Below are 25,899 nucleotides of genomic sequence, written 5' to 3' on the forward strand. Positions count from 1 at the left end.
TGGTATATATTAAGTATATTAACAAAATATCAGACAAGAAGGGACTTGACTATGTTTAATCATCCAACAGCTTTGCGTTCGGTGCTCAGTCCGGCATATCTGGAGTGGGCATTAAAGGCACATTATGATATCGGTACTTGGAAAGAATGTAGATTTTGGCTGCGAGGTTTGAATGATACTTACCGGGTACAGACAAGTACAGGAGTATATATCTTGCGTGTATATCGTACTGAGGTGGCGGAAGCAGATGTTCGTTATGAACTGAGTGTTCTGACTGCACTAAAAGAAGGTCTAAGTTCAAGTGAGTATACAGAGGTGGGAGACTTTATCCCAACGAAAGATCAGACCGGGTATACAATGCTGGATGCGGCTGAAGGAAAGCGGGCAGCTGTGATCTTTCACTATATTGAAGGGACAGAAAATAATCTGGAAGATGAGGATTCCTGCTACGCTTTTGGCCGTTCTGCTGCTGAACTGCACCAAGCTATGGATGGGATTAAGTTGGAACAGGAGCGAGAACTTGCTTCAGCATCAGTAACGGAGTTGGAGTCAGTAAATACAAGGTTTAAGCTGGATACGAAATTTCTCATCGATGAGCCACTGGAGCGAATCATTCGTTACATTGGAGAAAGTCATAAGGAAACAGCATTTTTGCAAACGTTTACCACCGTGTTAAAAGAAAAGATCTCTACCATCTCCAGTTCAGGTCTGGACTACGGCTTATGTCATGGCGATATGCATGGAAACAACAATGTGTTTGAGCAGCAAGAACGCTTCATCCATTATGATTTCGAATGGGCTGCTATGGGATGGCGTGCGTATGATCTGGCTCAAGTGAAAGTTCGGAAACGGCAGTCGGGTGATGCGGAGAAGAAGCAGCAGTTATGGGATGCGTTGATGAAAGGATATCGATCTGTTCGGAGCTTTACAGATGCAGATGAACAGGCGGTCGACTTGTTTATTATCGCTCGCAGGTTCTGGGTGATGGGTCTGGATGTGGCCTTTATTGATAGTGATATGGGCGCCCTGGATTATGGCGAAGATTGGTTGAATGACTTTATTGAGGAGTTTCGTGATACAGGTATTGTATAGGGAACTAATTCATATGAAATAAAAAGTAACTGTTCTTAAAAAACGATTATGCAGGTTTACTCGCATAATCGTTTTTTATTTACTTGTTGATGCTTAATATAATCAATTATTATAGCAATATTCAATTTTGCACTACCGATATCAACTATGATTGCGTGGAAGAGACAGCAGTCGCAGCAGCAGCAGCAGCTGCTGCCGACATGGCGGCTTGCTGAGCGACGATAATGTTAGTAATCGTTGTAGACATAGAAGAAGTGAGGATCTCATTCTGTAGACTCTCCACATGTTGAAGTGCAGTCAATGCAGATGAGAACAGCAGCAACTCCTGTTTGTTTATAGACCACGCCCCAAAACCATTTTGAGTTCTTAACCAGTCATATGTCTCAATAACCTGATCCACCAGCAAGTCGATCTCTGCTGGCAATAGCGCAAAGAGTGCGAGTGAAGGCAATGTGTACGTTTTATCCATCCGAAGATTCCTTGAACGGAAAGCCTCGCCTAAAGCCAGCAAACGTTCACTGACCTGAGATCCGCCATCCCCGATAACGAGAATGTGTGTTAAGGTCTGCACGCTGTTTTTCGCGGAAAAATGAGGTTTTAACTCCCGATAGAGCTGCTCCATATGCGCGACAGCAGTGTCCACATCCAGATTCGAGAGGGCTAACATCGCTGTGAAAATATAGTCATCATGTCCTGTGAGGAAGGGATGCTCTTGTTTCATACGGTCATAGAATGCTTTGGCACGTTCCACGGTATGCTGATATTGATCAGGCGGCACTTGAGCAGCGATCTGATAGGCAGCCATCACCAGGTAATCGGAGTTGCGGAACTTGATTTGTTTCATCAAGTCATGGACTTGAATCGTATGTTGCAGTCTTGTAAGTTGATCCGTTGTCAGAGAAAGCATAGCTGCAAAATGAAAGGAAGAAGGGCCCCTAAATGCAGAGAAACGTTTGGTGTGCTGCTTCATCAAGTCGTTGCTTTGTTGAATGGCTTCTGGATCTATACTTTTATTCTCCACTACATATAGCAACGCCGCCAAACGGCGCATGATGGGGTTCTGCCATTTGAATGGTTTCTTGAGCATCAGGGTGTTAGAAACGAATAATTCGGCTTTTTCCAGCAGTTTTGGTTGCATGTGCAACCCTCCTAATGATTAGTAATGTTTATTTCAACATATCAGTGCAATGCATCCCATTGGATAGATCAACGATCTGGAAAACCTATTTTTAAATTCGTTCTGAGGATGCTTTTCGAAAAAGAAGTGTAACACGGTATGTATGATAAAAAATACATCTAGTACCCAGAATGTTATGGTCTGATAGGAACTGAAAAGAAGTGAGAAGATGATCGTATACAGTGGAAGATGAATCCATGTGAAATATGTATATGCTTTTTCTGCTTCCATATCTTTTAATACGATAAACAATTTCCATTCGGATCGTCGGATCGCATCCATTTCATGTAGTAGAAATAGGGAAAGATTAAACAGAAATAAGATCAATAACAAGCTTGGCATCTTTATCCTCCTCATTTAATTTTCATGGATCGGTTGGCAAAGGCATTAAAAATCATACGTGACTCACACTGGAAAAGTTCCGGTAACATGAACAAAAGCGCTATTCACATCACAAAGAAATGATTAGATATTTGAGCAAATTTTGACATATGTACCTGTGAGTGCTTACTTCCTCATAATCCATATTGTATTTCTGCTTCACATCTCGTACAATTTGATGAAGTAATTCTGCATTGCGTTAATGTGAGCGGATTGAAATGGAATGATAATTGGAAGCTGTTTATGAGAAAAGGGGAGAATCACTTGGAATCAAAGGAACTATCGAGAGGGCTAAAACCCCGCCATGTTGAGCTGATTGCGCTCGGCGGTACGATTGGCGTGGGGTTGTTCATGGGATCGGCAAGCACGATCAAATGGGCAGGTCCGTCCGTATTACTGGCCTATTTACTTGCCGGGATTATTATCTTTTTTGTGATGCGTATTATGGGTGAGATGTTGATTCAGGAGCCGGTGACCGGTTCGTTTGCAACATTTGCTCACAAATATATCAGCCCGCTTGCCGGTTTCCTCACGGCCTGGAGCTATTGGTTCCTGTGGGTTACGGTGGGCATGGCGGAAGTTACGGCGATTGGAATTTACGTGGGATACTGGTTCCCGGATATTCCACAGTGGCTTCCAGCACTGGCAGGTGTTCTCATTATTGCGGCAGCCAATCTGGCAGCGGTCAAGTTCTACGGCGAATTCGAGTTCTGGTTTGCGATGATCAAGGTAACCGCCATTGTGGCGATGATTGTTATCGGAACAGGTCTTATTTTCTTCGGATGGGGTAATGGAGGACAACCGATCGGTTTGTCTAATCTGATTAGTCACGGAGGATTTTTCCCAGGAGGCATTAAAGGATTCCTGTTTGCACTATGTATCGTAACGGCTGCTTATCAGGGCGTTGAAATGGTCGGAATTACGGCTGGAGAAGCAGAAAATCCGAAACATACACTGCGCAAAGCGATCAAAAATATTGTGTGGCGTATTCTCATTTTCTACGTAGGTGCGATATTTGTGATCGTTACGTTGTATCCGTGGAACGAGGTAGGAGAGACCGGAAGTCCATTCGTGCTCACCTTTGCCAAAGTCGGCATTGTTGCAGCGGCAGGAATTATTAACTTCGTGGTCCTGACAGCAGCGATGTCGGGATGTAACAGCGGGATCTACAGCGCAGGACGGATGCTATACACACTGGCAGAGAACGGACAAGCACCTGCTTTTTTCAAAAAGCTGTCCAAAGGTGGGGTTCCCCGCAACAGTATCGTGGTAACCATCTCGCTTCTTCTGATCGGGGTTGTACTTAACTATCTGATGCCAGATTCGAAGCTGTTCCTGTACATTTACAGCGCAAGCGTGTTGCCAGGAATGGTGCCTTGGTTTGCACTGGCGTTCAGTCAGTTCAGATTCAGAAAGCGTTGGGGGCAGGACCTTGCCGAGCATAACTTCAAGTCGAAATGGTTCCCCATCAGCAATTACATTATTATTGTGTATCTTATTCTGGTCATTATCGGTATGGCCTTTAACCCAGATACACGTCTGCCGCTGATTGTGGGTGCAACGTTTATGGCGATTGTAGTGGTTGGCTATTACGTATTTGGCATCGGCGGGCGTCAGTCCAAAGCTAACGATTCCAAATAAAAGGCAACAATGATGACGCACTTCTTGAACATACCCTGTGACTCGCAAAGAGTCCGTATGTTGAAGGAGTGTTTTTTTTCAGTTTAAATACCGGGCAACTCGGTTACAAAGGAAAGAGTGAACCTTTACACAGATGAAATTCACAACACATATATTTGAACCGAGGAGGAACCAAACATGGCTACGCAAAATCAGCATTCGATTCAAGATCCAACGACACAATATCCGAAGGCAACGAAAGAGTGGAAGCAACAGCAGGATGAGCCGGGATTGCAGCGTGAGATGACTCCTGTTCCAGATTGCGGTGAAAAAACGTATAAAGGAAGCGGGCGTCTCACTGGTCGTAAAGCGGTCGTTACCGGTGCAGATAGCGGGATTGGTCGAGCGGTGGCAATCGCCTATGCACGTGAAGGTGCGGACGTTGTACTTTCCTATCTGCCGGAAGAGGAAGCAGATGCCAAGGAAGTGGTGCAACTGATTGAGGAAGCTGGCCGAAGAGCTATTGCCATTCCAGGCGATTTGAAGGATGAGAAATACTGTGAACAGTTGATTGAAACGGCAGTCAAAGAACTCGGTGGCCTTGATATTCTTGCTAATGTGGCGGGGAAGCAGCAGTTTGTCGAGCAGATTGCAGACCTGACGACAGAACAATTCGATGCGACGTTCAAAACAAATGTCTATTCCATGTTCTGGCTCAACAAAGCAGCAATTAAACATATGAAAGCAGGCGGTTCGATTATCAACACTTCGTCGATTCAGGCGTATAAACCGTCTCCGATTTTGCTGGATTATGCAACAACAAAAGCTTCGATCAATACGTTCAGCAAAGCGCTCGCACAGCAGGTAGGGAGCAAAGGTATTCGCGTGAATGTTGTCGCGCCAGGTCCAGTTTGGACACCGCTACAGATTGTTGGTGGACAACCTGTAGAGAAACTGGCTGAATTCGGAAACAACACACCGCTAGGCCGGGCAGGGCAGCCTGCCGAGATGGCTCCAGCATACGTATTCCTGGCGAGTCAGGAATCCAGTTATGTGAGCGGAGAGACATTGAATGCCAATGGTGGTACGGTTAGTCCGTAATAGGGTGAACGCTATATATGATATAGTGATAACTTCGTTATTTGAATTGGATGTCAATCCATTCGATGAAGATTTCAAATAAACAGGCCAAGGCAGAGTCCCTCTGCTTTGGCCTGTTTGACTATGTATAATTCTTAACCCGGTACCAATACGAATAGGCGTCGGTATATCCCAATTTTGCATATAGTCGCCGTGCCGCCGCATTGCCCTCGACCACTTGCAGATAGCTTGAAGTAGCACCATGGCTTTTTCCCCAATGCAACAAATGCAAAATCATCTGCTCCGCCAGACCGCGGTTACGGTAGTCCGGATCTGTAATGATGTCATGCAGTCCAATGAATCCACGTTCAACCACACCTAGCCCACAGGCCACTATACAGCCGTCAACAGACAGTGTGATGAATCCCGTCATTGCGCGGACATTGAATAACATCTGTGTCATGGTTGCCCGAAACTCTTCACTGACCGCATTTAAACGGCAAAAATGATCTAACCATTCCTCCGTTAACTGTTCATTGATATGCGCCTCCAAATGTTCAGGAACTTTCAGATCCTTCAGATCTCGAAGTTGTACAAGCGTTTTATCTACAACGAAATAACCTTTATCTTGTAAAAGTTGATCCAATTGTTCAGGTTGAATGAACGGCGTAATTTTAAAAATGGTATTTAATTGGTTCGAACTGTAGATATTCTCACATGTCTTGATCTTTTCATGCACATCCAGAGTAGAAGGGTAGAGCGGTTGAACGGAGTTGGCGCGTTTGGAATATCCTTCGGCAAAACGTAGCACCCAACCGTCATACAATGAGGTTGATAAAGGTTGCCAGTGGTTGAGCGTTAGTTCTTCAATCAGACGAAGTTTGTTTTCTGTTGCATACATGTGGCTTATCCTCCTCACATAGGATATAGACGATATAACATCGAATTAAATAATAATACATAATAATGTATAAAAATTCAATATAGATTGTTCGGATGTTATTCCTCTGAATGGTATAATCGATAAAGAGATCAATTTGTGGAATGGAGTACAAATAAACATGATTAACATAGAGATTCAGGGACACATGATTACATGTCATATCGAATTCGGTAAACGAAAAAAAGCCTCGATCACCATGGAACTGCCCTACATGGTCACCATTAAGGCTCCGAATGGCACGAGTGAGGAAGTGATCCGGCAACTGGTTATGCAACATGGAACTGAGATTGTACAAAAATCAGCTCGCATGCAGCAAGTCCTGGATGGTCCCCAAGCTAAGGAATATGAGAATGAGGGTAAGGGGGCATTTTTGCTCTTTGGCAAAGCCCATGCCTTGCATCAATTAATTCCGGTGGAGGGGTTAACAGAAGAAGAACTGCGTGCGAATTTGAAAAAGTTTTATTTTGCAGAATGCAAACGCATGATTGGGCAGCGAATTATACGTTATCAGCAGGAACTGAAGGTGAAGCCGAAGTCTATTGATATCGTAGATTCTCCTACGAAATGGGGGAGCTGTAGCTGGGACAAAAAGTTGACGTTTAATTACCGCCTTGCCATGGCGCCACCAGAGGTCATTGATTACGTTATCATCCATGAGCTGTGCCATATTCATCATATGAATCATGATCGCTCGTTCTGGCGGCGGGTAGGTAGTATTATGCCGGATTACAAGGACAAAGAAGATTATCTGATGCGTAATGGAAGGGCCATGACGTTGTAGATTAACCGAGTTGAACACCGTGTTCTGTGTAAAATTGTACAGCGGCATCCCGATTCGTATGGTGATCCAGCCAATGCTCAGGATAATAAATTCCTGCAGCCATCGGCTGGTCAGCAGGCAAGCGAAGCAGCTTATCCGCCTGAATAGCAGCACCGAGTGCTGTGAGATGGGACTGTCCCTGGGGATCGGAGACGGTTAATCTACGCTGCACCTGTTTACCCGAGTGATCGACACCTTTCAGTTCGATGACGAGATGATGGGCGCCACCATTCCCCGGGTTGTAGAGCAACTTGCGTCTGAGGGGCGTAAACCGTTCACCACTAATCATATTCCAAATACCAGTCTTGACTAGGCCTGCAAGTGCGTAGGTAGACAACTTATGATCAAATGCAATACGGAAGCTGGAAGTATTGATTTGGCTTTGCTGGGGAAGCGTAATGTGATCAGGTGTATCGAGCCTGTAACATTGCGTTTGATATCCTCCGGGAAAAGTGACAGGAATCGGATCAGTCATTGGATAGACATCACGCTGAGTGTTCAATTCAGTGATCTGAAAGGGAATGCTCATCCGGTCCATAAAAGTAACGGAATCAGGTCCTGCTTTGTCCCGGAGCGAATATAAGGCACTGATGTTCATCTCCACATGATTTAAACTCTCTGCGAGCATCATCGCAAACAAGGAAGCTGTCCCGCCCATCCAGCCGGAAGATAAAATAACAGGGGAGCGAAGCTCTTCTTGTTTTGCCGTGCGATGCGCCTGATGAAATACCTCTGTCCAGCGAGTGACGTCAATGAGCGGGATGCCTCGCCGAATGGCAGATACGAGCAATGAATCCTGTAAATCATTTACGGCATTGATGATTAGGAATACGTCGTCTTGGACGTGGATTAGAGGATCAGGTGCAGCTGTATCCACAATGACAGTGCGAACACGGTTTGAAACAAACGGAGGTGTTTTGCCAGAAGAACGGCCTCCGAGTAACAGTTCTAGATCAGTATGTCTGTCATGCAAGATGCGGGCAATCTGTGCACCAACTGCGCCGTAACCGCCGGCGATAAGAATTTTCCGATATGTGGTAGTCATAAAGTTAACCCTCCATTAAATGTTTAAATGTTCGAACGTTTAAACATATTGTAGGGTTATCTATCTCTAAAATCAAGTAGATGTGTTCTCCCGGAGAAAAACAGTTGTTGTTCGATCATGCTTATAACGTACAATAGAGCCAATAGTACTCGTTGCAAATCACTCTTAAACAGATATGGAGGAAGGATCGCAAAATGAATCAAAACGGACAACACTCGGAGCTGGTGGATGAATATATCGCTTCATTTCCAGCAGATGTGCAACTAAAATTACAGAGGTTGCGGCAGATCATTCAGGAAGCGGCTCCGCTCGCTGAAGAGAAAATTAGTTACAAAATGCCTACATATGCGCAGCATGGGAATCTGGTTCATTTTGCGGCATACACGAAACATATTGGCTTTTATCCTGCACCCAGCGGTATTCTGGCGTTCAAGGAACAGCTCTCCAGGTTTAAGGGCGCGAAAGGTTCCGTTCAGTTCCCGCTTGATGAGCCATTGCCAGAGAACTTGATACGCGAGATTGTTGAATTCAGAGTGAAGGAGAATGTGGAGAGGAGTCAGAGATGAATAAAGGTCTAATTGTACTTGATGTCCAACGAGGGCTTACCATGCAACGAGATGTATCGGCAACCGTGTCAAAGATCGAATCGGTCATGGCGACTTTTGAGAAGATGAATTGGCCCATGGTTTTTACCAAACATATTGATGAGCAGCATGAAGAGTCCTCACTCTACCGCGGGAAAGCAGAGCATCTGGAAATTGTTGTGGATACGAAGCAACATCTTGTTCTGGAAAAGAACAAACCGAGTGCTTTCAGTAATAGCGAATTGAAAAAATGGCTATGCGATCAGCAGGTTGAGCACATATTCATTGTGGGCTTTAACATGGAGTATTGTTGTCTTTTTACAGCAATTACTGCTGAACATGAGGGATTTAAAGTAACGCTGATTGAAGATGCATCCGGTACGGTGAATACAGAAGAGACGTATGACATGGAGGGACTGGATATACCTGATTTTATTGGTTCGATTCTCAATTGGTCAGGCTGCATAGAAGTTTTATATACAGATGAATTTAGTGAAGTGTACTGCCAGGGTGCTGAAAAGTAGAATGTGCTTATAATATGGATGCCACTCCGTTATTGGCTAAACCAATGTATACAAAATCCGGATGATGATTCATCCGGATTTTTTTGATGCCTGCTCTTTCCCCAACTGTTTCTACTCAAAGTAATAAGTAACATCAGAGTTGCCGGCCGCAGGGATCAGATACATAAAGTAGGGACTCACCTGTAGGTAGATGTTCAGATCAGACACACCGAGACTGCGAACCGTTAGATTGAAACGGCCATCTGCACCCACTGTGACGGTTTCCGTACGGATATGTTTTTCTTCTGGTGACGTGCCATGAATCTGAAAGGAGAACGTTTGACCCGCATATGCTGTAAGTGTTCCTCGTACGTTCAAGGTGCGCTCCGCTGTATATTCGAATTGTACATGACGATCATCAAGAATTACCTCATTACCGGTATCCGGTTCTTCAGGCTGTGTTCCGGGATCTTGGGGCTGCGTTCCAGGATTCTCTGGATCGGTCACAGGTTCCTCTGCGGAGGGACTAACCGTGAAAAATTGAGTTTGATAAACGATGTCTGCGTTGGAACCATCTTTTTTCTTCAATCCGGTAATTCGAACGGTAAACGTATCTCCATCCTTCAATGCGTTTAAGTTATCCGGACGGAAGATGATAGCATAGCTATATCCATATCCATCGGTATTGACGTTGAAAAACGCTTTGGCAGGATCACTGCTGGCAGGAGTTTTCCCACCGAAATTCCAGGTTTTCTGATCCGACGTTCGTGTAAGTTCTACCTGAACCTCCGAATCTGAAGGTTTTGCAAACACATCCGGGTTCAACTGTGCAGACCAGGCCTGCGACACATTGAAAGCTTCAATCGGAAACGCACCTTTGTTTGGATACAGGTTGTAATTGTAGCGCAGCTTTCCTGCCCGACTGGTATCCATCACCTGCATGGTGCTAAAATGACTTGCATAATTTTTGTTGTCCCGGGATGCGATTCCGAAGCCGACTTTTTTCAACTGCGGACTCAGAATCCAGCGACGGTGACCTAGTGCGCCAATGTTACTTGCGTCGGAGTCGTCCATATACGCTTCCACACTTTTAACAGCCTGATTGCCGGCAGCGCCATAGGAAGCATATAAATTGGAACTGGAGGCTGATTTGGCACCCAAGTCAAAAAAATCTTTTGGCATATCGGCAGGTCGAGCCGGAAAATGGCTTAGAGGACCGGTAGAGACAAGAACTGCACCGTGTTGAGCCTGAACGTTAAGCGTAGCATCCAGCACAAGATCGCCTTCCAGTCCCGAAAGGAAACGATAGAAGTTGGCCGCATTTAGTGCCTGTTGCAGAGACGATTCACTTAATACGCCAGCAACATAAGGTGCTGTGGTGGAAGGGGTTTGGATATATGTAGCGGGTTGATCCTTGTTCGACATCCATTGCGTCCATTTTTGATTAATTTCTTGCTGACTTCGCTCAGGCAACAAGCTGTCGACGGGGGCAGCTAAGGTCTGCTGTGCACCGAGTAGTACGAACATTAGACCAGCTAGAGGAAGCGTAAGCAGTGTGCGAATAACCTTTTTCCGAATAAACATCTTCTAATCTCCTTCTACTTCTAAAATGTAAATAATATACTTTCATTGTGTTTTATCGACAGTAGAGGATGTATTAGTTAGTTGATTCTAATAAAATGAACCTTTTGTACCATTGGATGAAGTTATGCGTAAATGAACCGTTGATTCCATGAAAAAAGCACCTCTCGAAACGTACAAGCCGGATAACGATCTCCCATGCTTGCTTGTTCGTAAGGTGCTGTTTCAGTTTAACCGGAACCCGAAGTCTAATGCTGGTTTAACGATGCTGTTCTTAACGTTCTTAATTCTCAGTGTATTCGTTAATGGCCATTTTTCCTTCTTCTACACGAATAAAGTAGGAGTAATCTTCTTTTACATTCAAGTACAGGTTAAGATGTTTGGTGTTTTGTTCATTTACCTTGACCGTTAGTTTGAAGCTTCCGTCTGCATCCAGCGTTACGTTTTCGGTCTGAATAGGCAGTACCTCTGGTGCTGGTCCGTTGATATCAATCGGAATGGTGTGACCGGCATAGGCTTTAAACGTACCTCGCAAAGTCAAGGTGTGATCAACCGTATATTCGGCCTGAACTGTACCATCCGGGAGGTTCCCTTGTTTCTCATTGTCGCCTGTTGCTGTGACTTGTTCAGGTCTACCCCAAGGCTGAAATCCTTTTCCCTTCAAGTTCCTCAGAAATACAACAGCTTCTGCGCGTGTAAATAATTCCTTGCCAGCATAACCTTCGACTGTAGCTGATGTTTTGCCAGAGGAGTATCCCATGTTCAGCAAATACTGAATATTGTCCTCATCTTTAACATAGTTTCTACCGCCAAGACTGGCTACAATAATAGCAACCTCTGTTCTATTCAGCGCATGATTGCGTAGCTTGGGGTTTCGAATGCTGGCCTCTAGAGGAAGATTGAGTCTGGATGCATAGGTATAGTAACGATCACTCCAGTTCGCACCCGGAGCATCGGTCTTATCCATATACCGCAGGTATTTGGAGTTGGCATACATATTAAACAGCATGGAAAGAAACTCGGCTTCGCTCACCTGAGCATTGGGCCTGAAGGTGTCGTTTTCATACCCGGTAACCATATTTTGCTGAATAGCCCACAGGATATCATTCTTGGCCCAATGATTCTGAATATCTGTATAATGGAGCATTTTTTTGACTATGACCGTGACAACCGTTTCTTTCCCGGCAAAACGGATTCGTAAATCGGTTTTACCGACCTTTGTTCCGACAATTTTGCCATTCTGGATCGCGATCTTATCCGAAGATGTTGTGTAGGTCAGGTTGGAAAATGGAGAGTATAACGTTCCATCCCCAAGAATCGCTGTTACGGAGGGGGTGTCTACAGTGTCTCCTACTCGCAAAGTTAGATTTGATTTTGCAGGTGTAATCTTGGTTAAAGTCGGATCCTGCCCGCCGTCTACATGGAAGAAACGTGTCGTATAGGAGATTTCAGCGGGAGAGCCGTCTTTCTTTTGCAGACCTGTAATATGTACTTGGAAGGTATCACCGTTTTTCAACAACTGCACATCGTCAGGACGAAAAATAATAGCGCTGTTATCGCCGAAATTGGATGTCTCGACATTAAAATAGGCCTGCTCAAACCAGCGTTTGTTTGAGGGGTCTACATTGTAGTATTCGAAAGGGAAAGGGAATTCCGTGTTCTCTTGCTGGTTAAACGTCCATTTCCGCTGATCAGAGGTTCGGATCATTTCGACGTGAACCTTTTCCAATTCAGGTTTTGCGAACACGTCATTATTTAATTGAACGGACCAGGCTTGAAGTGCGCCGAAGGCTTCAATGGGAAAGTCGCCTTGGTTGGGAAACAGGCTGTAGTTATACGGTGTCACCTGAGTTCTGCTTTTGTCAAAAACCTGCATGGCACTATAATAACGAGTTTGTTCTTCCTCTTGATGGGCAGCCAGTCCAAATCCGATTCGTTGTAACTTCGGGCTTAAAATCCAGCGGCGATGACCTACCCGATCAATATTGGATGCATGCGAGTCATTCATGTAGCCCTTGATGCTTCCAGCCAGTACATTGAATTTGTCATTGCTGGTGACATGCAGGTTAGATGAGGAAGCTGAGGTATAGCCTTTATCAAAAAAATCCTTCGGCATATCTGCCGGTTGTTCAGGGGAATGGCTAAGCTGCCCTCCGGTGGAGACAACAACAGCTCCGTGCTGGGCTTGCATATTCAAAGCCGGATCGAGTAACAGGTCTCCAGACATGCCTGCGATAAAGCGATAGAAGTTGGCAGCATTCAGACCTTGCTCCAGATATCTCTCATTGAGCAGTCCGGCAGAATAAGGGAAAACGGTGGAAGGTGTTTCGGTAAACATAGGGAGTGTTTGATCAACCCTCATCCACTCATTCCACTTTTGGTCGATTTCTTGCTGACTACGCTCGGGAAGCAAGCTATCGATCTGTTCTGCATGAGCGGTCTGCGTTCCGCCCAGAAGCAATAACAGGCCGGCGAGTGGCAGTGCAAGCAGGGAACTGATTTTCATTTTTGTACCCATCATAATTATGTGAAACTCCTCTCATCTTCAGTACACACCCAAAGGGATACGCAAATGTAACTTTATATATATGTTATCGTCTGTTTCGTTGATTTTGCTTAGGGTGAATCCAGAATGAAAGGATTAAAAAAAGAACACAGGCTATCCTTAGATGCAGGATAACGTATGCTCCTCTTTCATATCGCTCATATCCAACTCGTTCATTCCAGATTTAAGTCGAAATCCGGCTGACACATATAATCAATGGGATATAGGTCATCTCGTGCTGATATCAATGCGCGGAAGTGAAGATACAGATTATTCGGTTGCTCCACAACGCCACCTGCTCGAAAAGGGACAAGCTCAGCCACAACGAAGACATCTTCTGCATTCGTACAGCGGAAAATAACATTGTTCGGATTAATAACCTCTTCCATATAACTGTAGGTCATCACATGAAAGGACTGGCCGCGCCATTTCGTCTGAATGACCCGGTACGACTGGGTTCGAATCAGATCGATGTAACGTTCCAGTGGGAAGGTATGCTCAAACTGTGTAATATAACCTTTTTGATCCACATCGATCGTAAATTCAACATCATAGCTTTCGTGGAACTTTTCCTGATATGTACCTTTCATAATCTTCATCATATCAAAGTGTGATCCAAATTCCGGATCGGTCACATAGGGAATAGAAATCAGTCCAGAATCAACATACTGTGAAATTTGACTTGTCGTGGATGGGGGCTGGTTATGCTTGGTTGGTCTCAGATCAATGGAACCGATCATACTTCCGGGAAAACCGGGGCTGCAGCTTATTCGCATAGTCATCTCCTTCGAGTTATATTCTTGTATTTAAGACGTAGATGCAGGAGGAAAGTTTCACCAATATGTTTCAGGGTCTAAAGCTTTATCCTTAATTCCAACTCTCCCATTTGTGCAGTCCTCTACAATCGTGCTACTCTCTAAATAGAAAAACGTTGGGGTCAGAATGTAATATTAAACGACGTATAACATGGATTAGGGGGCTTTTGATGTTATCCACTAAAGTCATTGAACATTGCCGCGTAAAAGGCTGGTGGCATGAAGATGTGCCAGCTGAATATGAGGAAGCATTGCGTAAGCTGGACATGGATCTGAACTCGGATTTTGCACAATTCTACCTTCATGCAGAGGATGGACCGACATTCTATAGTCGGCATCAGGAGCTCTACCAGATCTGCTGGGTGATCGAGAATACCGTATATCTGCAGGATATGCATATATCGCAACTTACACTGGGGTTACCAGAGGCATATATTCCGCTGGACAGCTTTGAAGGGGAAGGTGGATTTTTCTATAATCGCCAGACCGACGAGGTTGTGCTGGTTGAACTGGGGGAGTCCATCGAACGTTTCCTGAATGGAGAGAGCAAGCCGCAATGGGCGGATTTCAATGCCTTTCTGGAGTGGTATTTCGGTTTGGCGGAAGTGACCACACTGTAACAGTAAAAGGGTACTCCCGTGGCTATGAAGGCCAAGGCAGTACCCTTTTGCATGTTCCAATTTGATGAACGATATTTTACTTAGAGCTGGTGAATGGACCTTCTACGTTGTTCTTCCCGTAAGGGAAAAACTCATCGACGAGATCTTGAGGTGAGATCGATACGAAGACATGATCCAGATCGGTCTTTTTCGCAAAATCTATAATGTCACCCGGATAATACCTTGGATCAATCAGATACACATCCGAGACAACCGTCGAGAGAAAAGAAATCATAGGTACGGCGAGGGAGTCCTTGATAAACATGACCTTGAGTCCGTTTGGATTGTCTTTATTCGTCAGATGTACGATTCCCTGATTGCCATACAGATACGTAAAGTATTTGTCCGCTGTCAGGTCGTAGGGAGCACCCTTCACATTCAGGGGATATGTCGTAAGCAACGCATCCTCAAATCGACCATTTAAGGTAGCTTCCGTCTCACCTGTTTTAAAATAAAAAGAATAGTTGGTTTTGAATTTAGGATAAATCAGGTCAAAATCATCATCACCGGCGTACAATTTCCCGGTTTTGCGGCCTTGTGAGCCGATAAAGAAATCCTTATAAGGGATTACATTGTAGTTATTCATGTCTGTAAAATAATGCTCGGGATCGAGCGGCTTAAGGTACAGCCCGTCCAGATGTTGAACCAGCTGGCCGAAGGCCCAGAAGGACGTTTTGATTTTCCAGTGATGATCGGTTGTGAAAAACAAATCCTTCGCCGGTATGCCACTCTCCAATAATCCTTCGCGCAGATCCAGCGTGTCGATTCCGCTCTGCTTCAGATGATCCAGAAAACCATCGGCCGTTTCGTTATTGTAGTTATAAGGGATGCCTTCCGGAAATGTTGTATAGCCACGTACATATTTATCAGGTGTCATGACATACGTAAGCTTGGTTTTTGACCCCAATTGTGCCCCTAGCTCGGCAACCCGATCAGAAAGTTCTTTCGTATCCGTTGGTCCCGTGGCGAAATACGTATAGTGAAGCTTACCCTCCGTATCTTTGACGACCTCGAAATTGTTCTCTTCGTTCTTCCACATGAGCGACTGCAAGTATCCGTAGGCTTCCACGAATCCAAACTTTTCAAAAACGTGCTCATTAATATCTGCATCCAGTTCGTTGATGATACCTTTGGCATTGGAGAAGCGGTAGTCCGCTGACGCCAGTGTTTTTTTCAAAGGCTCGAAAGAATGAATCATATTCAAGATCGAGAACGTGGCGAGCGCAAGAATGAAGAGGAAGGCGGTCATTCTCTTTTTGGCAAAAAAGTTATGCATATGAAATCCTTCTCTCAGAAATTAAAATATATGAACGGGTTGTATGTTCCTTTGACCAAGTAGGATACACACACAAGGAACAGAGCAATAATGGTCACCGGGTAAAGCAGTTCAAGCGGTTTACCGAAGCGTACACCATCCACCATCCATTTGTTCATCCGTAAGGCAAGTGGAGTTGAGAACAGAATGCCGAGAATGAAGAAAAGGGCATATTCCTTCATGAACATCCAGGTCGTATCACTCCAGAACCCGTTACCATACAGTCCGAACATATTGCCAAGGTAGTTGCCAGCCTGTAACAAGTCCGGTGAACGGAAAATCACCCATCCAATAACTACGATAAACATGGCATAGAAATGTCGGAGCGGAGCATACCGTGTGCTCTTATCCAGGTTGAATATTTTCTCCAGTGCAATGAACGCGAAGTTGATTAGACCCCAGATCACAAATGTCCATTCTGCCCCGTGCCAGATGCCCGTCAGTCCCCAGACAATCAGCAGATTGCGTATCATTTTATCCTTGTTGCTAACGCGTGATCCTCCCAGCGGGAAGTAGACATATTCCTTGAACCAGGTGCCGAGCGAGATGTGCCAGCGGCGCCAAAATTCGGTGATGGAGCGTGAGATATACGGGTACCGGAAGTTTTCTTCAAACTTGAAACCAAACATAAGCGCGAGTCCAATCGCCATATCCGAATAACCCGAGAAGTCGAAATAAATCTGCAATGTATAGGCAATCGCTCCCAGCCAAGCCAGACTTGAAGCGATATCGCCTGTTCCGCCCATGCTGAATGCATGATCGGCCACAATGGCCATGCTGTTAGATAACAGCACTTTTTTACTCAAACCCACAATAAACCGGCAACAGCCGACCGCGAACTTGTCCCAGCTTTCCTTCCGATGCATCATCTGATCCGCAATCATGTTGTAACGCAGAATGGGCCCAGCTACAAGCTGAGGGAAGAAGGAAATATAGAGGGCGACATAAAACGGATTTTTCTGCACATTTCCATGTCCGCGGTACACGTCAATGACGTAGGAGATCGCATGGAAGGTGAAAAAGGAAATGCCGAGCGGCAACGCAATATGCGGAATGCTGAAGCCAAAGCCTGTACTTTCATTGACAATGCGCAGGGCAAACGCCAGGTATTTATAAACAAACAGCATACCCAGATTGGCAACTAGCATCACGGTGATAACGGTATAAGCGGCAGTGCGCCGATCCCGGTACTTGTCCACGAGCAGTGCGAAAACGTAATTCAGTGCGATGGAGACCAGCATAACCAGCACAAAGCGTGGTTCACCCCATGCGTAGAAGAACAGGCTTGCCACAAGCAACAACATATTTTTCAGCGTCACAGAAAACCGCAATATATAATACAGCCCCAGCACAAGCGGCAAGAAATAAAATAAGAAGACTACACTGGAAAAGAGCACTGCCTTTCCTCCTTGATGATGTTAATGATGAAATAAAAAAGCTACATTTTAAATATCCGTTTGGACCTGCGATGATTCATCGAACGTTGCTTCCCCGCTTGTGAGCCGTGCTGAAGTTTGCGCCACAGCCAATACGGAATAATCACCGCGAGTCCAATCAGAAGAAGGCCGATTCGGATCATCCATTCCATCCATGGTTGTAACCATATGGACTGAGGCTCCAACACTTTGGAAACCTGGCCTGGGGAGGGGATGAAACGCGGTGTTCCATCCGATTCCTTCATCTGCATCGCCGTGGAACGATCAAGTTTAACGGTATAATCGAGATTCCACTTTTGATCCACCAGCGCTCGAATAGTCACCGAATCGGTTTTTGCGGCGTCCGTTCCAATGGTTAGTAGGCCACCCGTTGTGATTGTTACGCCCTGTACAGGATGAGCAAGCTGGAAATTCACTTCTACTTCTGGCGTTTCCAAAGCTTTCGATGCTGTCGCCTGCAGGCCACTAACGGTATACGTTGCAACCGATTCACCGGCCACCGGTTTCACGACTCGTTCATCACCTTTGATCATTACAGAAGATAATTGGTTTTCTGCAACAGCTTCTTTCCTAGGTACCAGTTTGATATTTCCAACGCGGTAATTCAGCTGTGCGTTCTCAGTCGTGGTCATTGTGATGCCCCAGCTCAGTATTTTCTCTGGTGTGACACGGCCAACCGTAGCTGCATGATTTCGAACCATGAGGCTGGAAAAGGGAACACGAACCTCCCCCTCGTACCCGGGCTCCAGTCTTATCAACCCATCTACGGGATGAACCAGCTTCGGTTCTTTGGTTGCTTTGGGAATGAGGATGACATTGCGCTGATCCGCTACTGTTAGTGCCGATTGATCCGTTCGTGTGATGACAACGTTTAGCGGCAGCGTCTGATCGGAATCACTGCGAATCGAGAACCTTAACTCGCTATAGCCCGACCAATCTCTGTTTTGCAGCTCATATACATAGGCGGAGTAATAGCCTTTTTGTAGCCCCTGTGTCGAGGTGTTAATCTGTAAACTGCCGTTACGATTCAGCTTGGACTGCACTTTGGCTCCATTATTCCATACCTTTATAGAACTCTCGCTCCACTGCATCTGATCCGGCTGAGCCGAAGCAGTAGCAGTGATGAGGGATAAACCTGATAAACTTGCGAGGATTGCGACAAGCAGCCATTGCTGCCATTTCGTGCTCATGCTTTCTATGCCTCCATGTTATAAATAGGCCATCTCGTCGAGTTCATCACTCGAGATGAAGCTTTTATTCTGTTCTGGGCGTTTTGGTTTGTCTGCCTCGGTATACGCCACATTCCATTGTTTCAGAAGAGCTTCCAGTTCAGGCATTTGTCCATTTCGGGCAATGTCTTGAATATTTCTGATCTGGTACAGAATGCCATGTTTGCTTCGCATCGACTTCACCCACATACAGTCAAGAACGAGTCCCTCGGCAAGCGGCAAACGAAGCTCATAGACCATTTCCTGCCGTGATATGTTCAAAAGCAAAAATTCATAGTTAAAGTCCATCAGCATAACGGTTCCATATTCGGGTGTGTCCAGTTCATGGTTCAGCGGAATGCGTGCCAGCTTGCGGTTGGACATGAGGCCCACTTGTCCGCGTTTTACAAAATTCAGACGGATGTCCTCAAACGTACTGATATCTTTATCCAGCTTCTGCGGAAGCGTAGGCTCGCGGTCATACACAATATGTAACAACTGACGCTGATCCTGTTCTGTAATCTCGTGCACTTTGAATGCGTACTTCCACTTATTACCGAATGAAGTTACGTGAGTTACCTTGGCTGTAAACTCGCTTGAATAATGATCTGTTACCAGACGTACAGCAAATTGGGCTTCGCTCGGGATGTATCTCGGCGTATCCAGTACGATAGCGATCCCGCCTTCCGAAATATCATGCGTAACCGTGGACAGCGTTTCACCTTCGGTTGTTAGTGTACAGTCCACAGCAGCCAGAATACGCTCATAGTTGCGGAACACTTTACGTCCGCTGAGGAAAAAGATCGACATCATAATGTTGTAGAAATTAATCAACAGCCAGTATAGAACAACGAGAAAACCAATGGTGCCCTGACTAAATGTCCAGTGAATGCAGTTGACGATACCGATTATAGAGAGCACAGCCAAGATCAGATGCGGAATGATCTGTTTGAGCTGGTAGCTACGATCGTTATGAGCACCGTCTTTACGAGTCACTGCAAATTTATTCATGGTGATGCCCAGTGTTTCCAGAATGACCGCAGGTAGCAGTGATGGAAAAAGAATAGTTTCGTATACATTCGTCCATTTCGTAGTTCGAATATTACCTGACAACATACGCAGACACATATTCGTTAATAGATACATCGGTAGCCAGAACACGAGAATTTCCAAAATGGTACACTTCACCACGAGCACACCGAACACAGCAAACAGAATGGGTGACATGATATACAGCACTCGTTTAAGACCGGAATACCAATAGGTTATAGAAGAGATATAATTCAGTCTTTGGGCAAACGTAAGTCCGCGCTTGAACAAGATATTCATTTTTCTGCCCGTTTGAATACATCCGCGTGCCCAGCGCTGGCGCTGTTTGATCAGGCTTTTCAGATCACCGGGAGCAAGTCCGGAAGCAAGTACTTTATTGGTGGCAAAACAGCGATACCCTTTGCTCTGCATTTCAATGCCAGTGGCAAAATCCTCTGTAATGGAACCAGTATAGAAACCGCCCACATCTTCGAGTGCCTGCCTCGAAAGTACCGTGTTGGTTCCGCCGTAGATAACGGAGTTGGACTTGTTCCGTCCGACCTGCACATCGCGATAGAAGTAGTCCTGTTCATTCGGAATTCGAGCTTCGGAATACAGATTGTATTGAAACTGATCGGGATTATAGAAGCTTTGCGGAGTTTGCACGAAGCCGATCTTTTCTCCTGTCAGAAAATAAGGCACGCAGGACGTCAGAAAATCATGCTTCGGAATCATATCGGCATCAAACGTGGCGATTAGAGGGGAGGAAGTATGTTTCATGGCGTTGTTCAAGTTTCCAGCTTTGGCGTGGATGTGCTCTGTCCGGGTCAGATAGTTAATCCCCATATGATCAGCCAGTTTTCGCATCTCGGGACGATTGGAGTCGTCACACAGGTAGATATGTACTTTGGAGCGGTCCGGATAATCCATATTGAGGCAGCCGTTAATCGTTTTGAAAAGCAAGGATGCAGGTTCGTTATATGTAGCTATAAAAACATCAACGTCAGGATACAATGACTCATCAACGACAGGAAGTTCAGGATATTCAAGCCGGGTCATGTTATAAAAATGCACAGCGAGTTCAAACATACCAATGAGTTCGACAATCAGGAGGGCAAGACCGGCGGTCACGGCAAGCGGGCCATGGCCGAAAGGAATGGTGAAGAAGGTACGCCATATGACGTAAATACAAGACATGATCACCGTTGCGGTAACCAGCATTTTTTTGCGTGTGCTTAAACGATTCAAGGTGCATACCTCTCTCTATAATTGGTGAAAGTAATCAACGTTCATCAAGTCTAACCATATGTCTATCGTACAATAGCGTTCTGAACGAATTCTGAACAAAAGAAATGAATGAAATTGTGTATTAATCCATTATATGTGATGGGAACGACATGTTTTGGTGTTTAAATACAGTCTAGTAATGACGAAATATGTCGAATAATGAAGATTATTGTATTTATTTCATGCGAAATTAGCAACATTTTTATTTTAAGTCCATAATGTGGAAATTGTTGCGTTAGTGGAATGATTACATAAAAAAGACGAGCCTATGGGCTCGCCTTTTTTGATTGATCTTTTGCAGATACCGTAATCTCACTGTAGCACTTCCATGCTACCCGAGATTTATTAATCGGATATGTTGCGGGTGTAATATTCAATGATATCCTTACGACGAATGATTCCAAGAAAGACCCGATCTATATCCACCACGGGCACAAAGTTTTGGTCTGCCGCAAGAGTCAGCATATCCTCCATCTCTGCTTCGATGTACACGCACTCATTATAGACACGATGGCTAATCTCATCGACCTGCACTTGGTCCATATTATCAAATGTTAATCCAGGCGTATTACGCATTTTCCATAACAGATCACCTTCGGACAGAGTAGCAACATATTTTCCATCCGGATCAATTACGGGAATGGCGGTGTAGTGGTGCGATTCCAACTGCTCAATAGCATCTTTCATGGAAGCGGTAGACTCGATATAGGCCACTTCGGCTTTTGGGAGTAAAAAATAGCTGATTTCCATCATCGGGCTCCTTTTCAGCCTTTTGCATCGCAAAAAAGCTTTAGTATGTAATTCACTATTCTTATTTAAACATATTATGTGAGCTTAAGGCTATTTTTAATGACAAATTCATCAGATTTGTCACATTGTTTAATCGGCGCAGGAAATTTATAGTATAGAGTAGAGGTGATGTGACATGAAATCGAAACGTAAATTATTATATGGACTCTTGCCGATTCTATTTGCAGGCGGTATTGGAATGTATCTTTATATGCAGAATAGCAAACCGGAGGAACCGAAACCGCAGACAACTGTGAATCAGTACATAGAGCATTTACAAAAGAAAGAGTTCGGCCAGCTGTATTCGTTGATGTCACCTGCTTCGTTGACAGAGGCAGGCATGTCTAAGGAACAGTTTATTGAGAAATACAATGCAATCTACTCGGGTATGCAGGTCTCTGCTGTTAAAGCTGAGCTGACAGCAGCGAATACGACAGGAACGGAAGCTGACTCTGGCGCTCAAACAACAGGGACTGAAAGTGGAACCGAGACTAAGGTTGAATCACAAGCAACAACGGACAGAGAGGGGACGAATCAGGCAGAACAAGGGGCTAGTAACCCTGATCTCTACCAGACCGATTATGATCTACACCTGACCACGTTTTTAGGGGAAGTCAACGAGACACATACGCTTAATTTAGTTCGACAGGAGTTGGAGGACGGGAGCAAAGTCTGGCAGATTAACTGGAATCCGTCCCTGATCCTCAGTGACATGGTGAAAGGTAGCAAAGTTCGGGTGAAGACGTTATTCCCGAATCGAGGAGATATTGTAGATCGTGACGGGTTGCCGCTTGCAACCCAGGGCACAATGAATGAGTGGGGCATCGTACCCGAGAAGCTCGGAGAGAACCCGGATCAGATGATTGCACGCATCGCGGATCATTACAAGGTGTCCGTAGAAGCCATTCAGAAGACACTTGGTCAGACATGGGTGAAACCGGAATTTTTTGTGCCAATGGGCTCGACAGAGGAATTTGATGTACCTTCTTCTCTTAGCGGAGTTGCTCTGCAAAGTAAGGAAATTCGGTATTACCCGCTTGGTGAAGCAGCGGCACATCTGATCGGATATGTGCGTAAGGCCACGAAGGAAGACTTGGACAAAGATACCGAAGGGTATTACCGTGCGGAAGATTGGATCGGCAAAGCCGGACTGGAACAGTCTATGGAGAAGCAGCTACGCGGAGAGCGTGGCGGTTTAATTGAAATTACGGATGAAGCGGGCAACACGCGTTCCGAATTGATCCGCAAAGATGCAGTCGACGGTAAGGATGTGCAACTATCCATCAGCTCCGCACAGCAACAAAGATTGTATCAGACGCTGGCGGGTGGCGGCGATGCCGGAGCGATGGTGATGATGAATCCGAAGGACGGAAATATGCTTGCTATGGTGAGTGCGCCTTCCTACAATCCGAATAAAATGGTTACCGGTCTGACGCAGGCCGAGTGGGATGCCTATTCGGCGAACGAGAAGCTTCCTTTTATCAACCGAGTAACGACACGATATGCTCCCGGCTCAACCTTCAAGGCGATTACTGCGGCTGCGGGGTTGATGGAGAAGGTGACCACACCGGACAAAACCCATGAAATTTCTGGTTTGCAATGGCGGAAGAATGATAGCTGGGGCGGATATTACGTCAAGCGGGTGAAAAGCCTGAGTCCCGTAAATATGGTGGATGCCCTCGTATACTCCGACAATATTTATTTTGCAATGGAAGCGACTGAGATGGGGAGCGCCAAGTTTATCGAGGGCATTCAAAAGTTCGGGTTTGGTGACAATTTCGGGCTGGATGAACTCTATTTGAAACCTAGTCAGTATGCAAATGAGGCGCACAGGGATCTTTCTTCCGAGGTGCTGCTAGCCGACACTTCGTATGGTCAAGGTGAGATGTTAATGTCGCCGATTCATCTGGCTACTGCGTTTACGCCGTTTGTGAATGAAGGCAAGCTGGTGAAACCTGTATTGATTGTTGGAAAAGAGACCCCTGATCCTGAGGTGATTATCACACCGGATGTAGCCAATACCGTTACTGACGCACTGAAACAGGTGGTGTCTCGTCAAGGCGGAACGGCACATGCCCTTAGCTCGATTGCTGGCGGTCTTGCAGGCAAGACAGGAACGGCCGAACTGAAAGCGAAGAAGGGTGAGAAAGGTCAGGAGAATGGATTTTTCGTTACCTTTGATACCGAATCACCGTCGTTCCTGTTGGCAGCCGTAATCGAAGAGGTGAACGGGCGCGGTGGCAGCCATTATGTGGTGGATCGCTTGAAACCATTCCTGGAGAAACTTCAGCTTGAGCCGTGACTATGAAATCTGGCAACGATAAGAAATAACCAAAAAACGCGTTCTTGGCTTGAACCATACAGGTCGCCAAGACGCGTTTTTCATTTTACTTTATATACTAAAATTTCATAATAGATTTAAGATCATTTTCTGGCTGTAATCATGAAGCGCGCCGAGTTGGTGCGAATCCCTTTCTCATCGCGGTGATCTAGAACAAACTGTTCAAAGATATCCAGGTCGGACTCGAGTTCTCCAAATTGAGGAACGATAGGTGTGTGTGTCAGCAGGAACAAGAGATCCTCAGGTGTAGCGTAATACTCGGTTACGTTATATTCACGGACCTCAATGTGCTGGAAACCTGCATGTTGCAGCTCTTGTTTGTATTTTTCCAAGAGTGTTCCGGGCTCTATGCCGAGATGTTGTCCACGTCCAAATGCTTGCTTTACATTCAATTTATCGTGCTCGCTGACCTGCTGGGTCAGGAATACGCCATCCTCTGCGAGAACGTTGTACACTTCTGACGCGGAGAATGCGGAATGTCTGCAAGAAACGATATTGAAGAATGACTTTGGAAACTGTAAGTTGTCCGCATCCATCTGAGTGAATCGCACATTGGAGCATTTTTTAGTTCGCTTTAAATTTCGCTGAGCTGTCTCGATCATTCCATGAGCCAAATCGATGCCGACAAGCAGATGAGCATGTTCAGCAATGGCGAGCACGGCTTCGCCTCCACCTGTGCCGATGTCCAGCAGCAGATCGGATGTTTGTGTGCAACGAGTCACCTCATCATAGAAGTCCCAGTCGGTGGGTTCAGAGATCACCTTCATCGTGCTGAAATCCCATCCATTTTGTTGACCGACACGTTCATAAAATGTGTTGTAATCCCACTGTATTGTCATATTAATTCTTCCTCCAGTATGTGATGTGTTATTTAGGATTTGTTGTTTTCAATCATCGTTCATCTACACATCGAACAGGCTCAAAAGGACAGACCTACCCCTTGGTAGCTGGTACGCGTTTTGATCCAGCCCGACATTTAATTACTTCGAACGATTGGAAACAACATCCCTTTCACCTCACATGTTGGAATAGCCCCATTATACATAATTGACAGCGCATACGCGAGGTGATATTTTGGGGTGGAATCTATTCTAGGAATCCGAGGTGATCAATGGTGGCTGTTCGTGCTAATCAGATTTTTGTCAACTTGCCAGTCCAGGATTTGAAGAGATCGGTTGATTTCTTTACGAAAGTAGGGTTTGAATTCAATGCCCAGTTTACGGACGATAAGGCTACCTGTATGATTGTCGGAGAAAATATCTTTGCCATGCTTCTGGTGGAGGAACGTTTCCAATCCTTTATCACGAAAAAAATCGCGAACGCGGCTGAGACAACAGAAGTGATCGTCGCTTTATCTGTTGCTTCCCGTGAAGAAGTGGATGCGATTGTACAAGCTGCCCTTGATGCTGGAGCGAAGCAATATAACGAACCTCAAGATCATGGATTCATGTATGGACGGAGTTTTCAAGACCTGGACAACCATCTATGGGAAGTCTCTTATATCAATTTGAGCGCGTTCCCTTCGAACCAGCCCGAATAGATCAGCATGAATTGTGCCCTCTAACTATCGCTGAATGGATAAATAAATGAAACTAAATAGATCCGCATCAGATGGACTTGCGGAATATACATGAAGGCCTTCCTTGAAA

22 protein-coding genes are annotated in these 25,899 nt (G+C 45.3%); 9 read left to right on the plus strand and 13 right to left on the minus strand.

The window, feature by feature from the left end; translation table 11 throughout:
• Positions 1 to 51 precede the first annotated feature (51 nt).
• A complete protein-coding gene (locus MHI38_RS20640; RefSeq protein ID WP_154891675.1) occupies positions 52 to 1,092 on the plus strand; it encodes a phosphotransferase in 1,041 nt (346 codons plus the stop codon).
• 145 nt (positions 1,093 to 1,237) lie between these two features.
• Here MHI38_RS20640 and MHI38_RS20645 read toward each other — a convergent pair whose 3' ends face one another.
• Complete coding sequence (locus MHI38_RS20645; RefSeq protein ID WP_154891676.1) at positions 1,238 to 2,230, minus strand: DUF4003 family protein; 993 nt, start codon at positions 2,228 to 2,230, stop codon at positions 1,238 to 1,240.
• A 33-nt stretch (positions 2,231 to 2,263) separates the two neighbouring features.
• The gene (locus MHI38_RS20650) at positions 2,264 to 2,626 is read right to left on the minus strand and encodes a DUF6713 family protein (RefSeq protein ID WP_341181607.1); all 363 of its coding nucleotides are present in this window, start codon (positions 2,624 to 2,626) and stop codon (positions 2,264 to 2,266) included.
• A 288-nt stretch (positions 2,627 to 2,914) separates the two neighbouring features.
• Here MHI38_RS20650 and MHI38_RS20655 point away from each other — a divergent pair, with 288 nt between their 5' ends.
• Together MHI38_RS20655 and MHI38_RS20660 are read left to right on the plus strand one after the other, a co-directional pair.
• Positions 2,915 to 4,291, plus strand: a complete 1,377-nt coding sequence (locus MHI38_RS20655) for an amino acid permease (RefSeq protein ID WP_154891678.1) — start codon at positions 2,915 to 2,917, stop codon at positions 4,289 to 4,291.
• 177 nt (positions 4,292 to 4,468) lie between these two features.
• Positions 4,469 to 5,371 (plus strand): SDR family oxidoreductase, encoded by a 903-nt coding sequence (locus MHI38_RS20660; RefSeq protein ID WP_090923140.1) that lies wholly within the window; start codon positions 4,469 to 4,471, stop codon positions 5,369 to 5,371.
• Positions 5,372 to 5,492: 121 nt separating this feature from the next.
• Here MHI38_RS20660 and MHI38_RS20665 read toward each other — a convergent pair whose 3' ends face one another.
• Positions 5,493 to 6,251, minus strand: a complete 759-nt coding sequence (locus MHI38_RS20665) for a GNAT family N-acetyltransferase (protein WP_154891679.1) — start codon at positions 6,249 to 6,251, stop codon at positions 5,493 to 5,495.
• Positions 6,252 to 6,414: 163 nt separating this feature from the next.
• On the opposite strand from MHI38_RS20665, the gene MHI38_RS20670 reads away from it, so the two are divergent.
• Entirely contained in the window at positions 6,415 to 7,074 is a 660-nt protein-coding gene (locus tag MHI38_RS20670) for a M48 family metallopeptidase (RefSeq protein WP_373323306.1), read from the plus strand.
• 1 nt (position 7,075) lies between these two features.
• On the opposite strand, the gene MHI38_RS20675 is transcribed toward MHI38_RS20670, so the two are convergent.
• Positions 7,076 to 8,158, minus strand: coding sequence for a saccharopine dehydrogenase (locus tag MHI38_RS20675; RefSeq protein ID WP_154891680.1), 1,083 nt, complete (start codon positions 8,156 to 8,158; stop codon positions 7,076 to 7,078).
• A gap of 194 nt (positions 8,159 to 8,352) precedes the next feature.
• Between MHI38_RS20675 and MHI38_RS20680 the strand changes: the two genes are divergently transcribed.
• Positions 8,353 to 8,724, plus strand: a complete 372-nt coding sequence (locus tag MHI38_RS20680; protein WP_154891681.1) for a DUF1801 domain-containing protein — start codon at positions 8,353 to 8,355, stop codon at positions 8,722 to 8,724.
• On the plus strand, positions 8,721 to 9,266 hold the full coding sequence (locus tag MHI38_RS20685) for an isochorismatase family protein (protein ID WP_154891682.1): 546 nt from the start codon (positions 8,721 to 8,723) through the stop codon (positions 9,264 to 9,266). Before MHI38_RS20680 ends, MHI38_RS20685 begins: the two co-directional genes overlap by 4 nt.
• A gap of 111 nt (positions 9,267 to 9,377) precedes the next feature.
• Here the strand turns inward: MHI38_RS20685 and MHI38_RS20690 are convergent, their stop codons facing one another.
• The 3 genes from MHI38_RS20690 to MHI38_RS20700 form a co-directional block, all read right to left on the minus strand.
• Positions 9,378 to 10,829, minus strand: coding sequence for a CAP domain-containing protein (locus MHI38_RS20690; RefSeq protein ID WP_341181608.1), 1,452 nt, complete (start codon positions 10,827 to 10,829; stop codon positions 9,378 to 9,380).
• 280 nt (positions 10,830 to 11,109) lie between these two features.
• The gene (locus tag MHI38_RS20695) at positions 11,110 to 13,347 is read right to left on the minus strand and encodes an S-layer homology domain-containing protein (protein WP_341181609.1); all 2,238 of its coding nucleotides are present in this window, start codon (positions 13,345 to 13,347) and stop codon (positions 11,110 to 11,112) included.
• Positions 13,348 to 13,544: 197 nt separating this feature from the next.
• Positions 13,545 to 14,111 (minus strand): hypothetical protein, encoded by a 567-nt coding sequence (locus MHI38_RS20700; protein ID WP_222592197.1) that lies wholly within the window; start codon positions 14,109 to 14,111, stop codon positions 13,545 to 13,547.
• A gap of 245 nt (positions 14,112 to 14,356) precedes the next feature.
• On the opposite strand from MHI38_RS20700, the gene MHI38_RS20705 reads away from it, so the two are divergent.
• Positions 14,357 to 14,806 carry a hypothetical protein gene (locus MHI38_RS20705; protein WP_154891686.1) on the plus strand — a complete coding sequence of 150 codons (450 nt, stop codon included), beginning with the start codon at positions 14,357 to 14,359 and terminating at the stop codon, positions 14,804 to 14,806.
• A gap of 76 nt (positions 14,807 to 14,882) precedes the next feature.
• Here the strand turns inward: MHI38_RS20705 and MHI38_RS20710 are convergent, their stop codons facing one another.
• The 5 genes from MHI38_RS20710 to MHI38_RS20730 form a co-directional block, all read right to left on the minus strand.
• Positions 14,883 to 16,121, minus strand: a complete 1,239-nt coding sequence (locus MHI38_RS20710) for an alginate O-acetyltransferase AlgX-related protein (RefSeq protein ID WP_341181610.1) — start codon at positions 16,119 to 16,121, stop codon at positions 14,883 to 14,885.
• 14 nt (positions 16,122 to 16,135) lie between these two features.
• Entirely contained in the window at positions 16,136 to 17,557 is a 1,422-nt protein-coding gene (locus MHI38_RS20715) for an MBOAT family O-acyltransferase (RefSeq protein WP_090923114.1), read from the minus strand.
• Positions 17,558 to 17,598: 41 nt separating this feature from the next.
• Positions 17,599 to 18,786, minus strand: coding sequence for a carbohydrate binding domain-containing protein (locus MHI38_RS20720; RefSeq protein ID WP_341181611.1), 1,188 nt, complete (start codon positions 18,784 to 18,786; stop codon positions 17,599 to 17,601).
• 18 nt (positions 18,787 to 18,804) lie between these two features.
• Entirely contained in the window at positions 18,805 to 21,081 is a 2,277-nt protein-coding gene (locus tag MHI38_RS20725) for a glycosyltransferase (protein WP_341181612.1), read from the minus strand.
• Positions 21,082 to 21,465: 384 nt separating this feature from the next.
• Positions 21,466 to 21,870: a CBS domain-containing protein gene (locus MHI38_RS20730; protein ID WP_090923108.1), complete on the minus strand. Its 405-nt coding sequence runs from the start codon at positions 21,868 to 21,870 to the stop codon at positions 21,466 to 21,468.
• Between the two features lie 175 nt (positions 21,871 to 22,045).
• Here MHI38_RS20730 and MHI38_RS20735 point away from each other — a divergent pair, with 175 nt between their 5' ends.
• Positions 22,046 to 24,211, plus strand: coding sequence for a penicillin-binding transpeptidase domain-containing protein (locus tag MHI38_RS20735; protein ID WP_308723278.1), 2,166 nt, complete (start codon positions 22,046 to 22,048; stop codon positions 24,209 to 24,211).
• A gap of 122 nt (positions 24,212 to 24,333) precedes the next feature.
• Here MHI38_RS20735 and MHI38_RS20740 read toward each other — a convergent pair whose 3' ends face one another.
• Positions 24,334 to 25,089: a class I SAM-dependent methyltransferase gene (locus tag MHI38_RS20740; RefSeq protein WP_154891692.1), complete on the minus strand. Its 756-nt coding sequence runs from the start codon at positions 25,087 to 25,089 to the stop codon at positions 24,334 to 24,336.
• 275 nt (positions 25,090 to 25,364) lie between these two features.
• Between MHI38_RS20740 and MHI38_RS20745 the strand changes: the two genes are divergently transcribed.
• Positions 25,365 to 25,790 carry a VOC family protein gene (locus tag MHI38_RS20745; RefSeq protein ID WP_145414606.1) on the plus strand — a complete coding sequence of 142 codons (426 nt, stop codon included), beginning with the start codon at positions 25,365 to 25,367 and terminating at the stop codon, positions 25,788 to 25,790.
• Positions 25,791 to 25,899: the final 109 nt, after the last annotated feature.

Source organism: Paenibacillus sp. FSL K6-1558, from assembly GCF_038002565.1.
GTDB lineage: Bacteria > Bacillota > Bacilli > Paenibacillales > Paenibacillaceae > Paenibacillus > Paenibacillus polysaccharolyticus.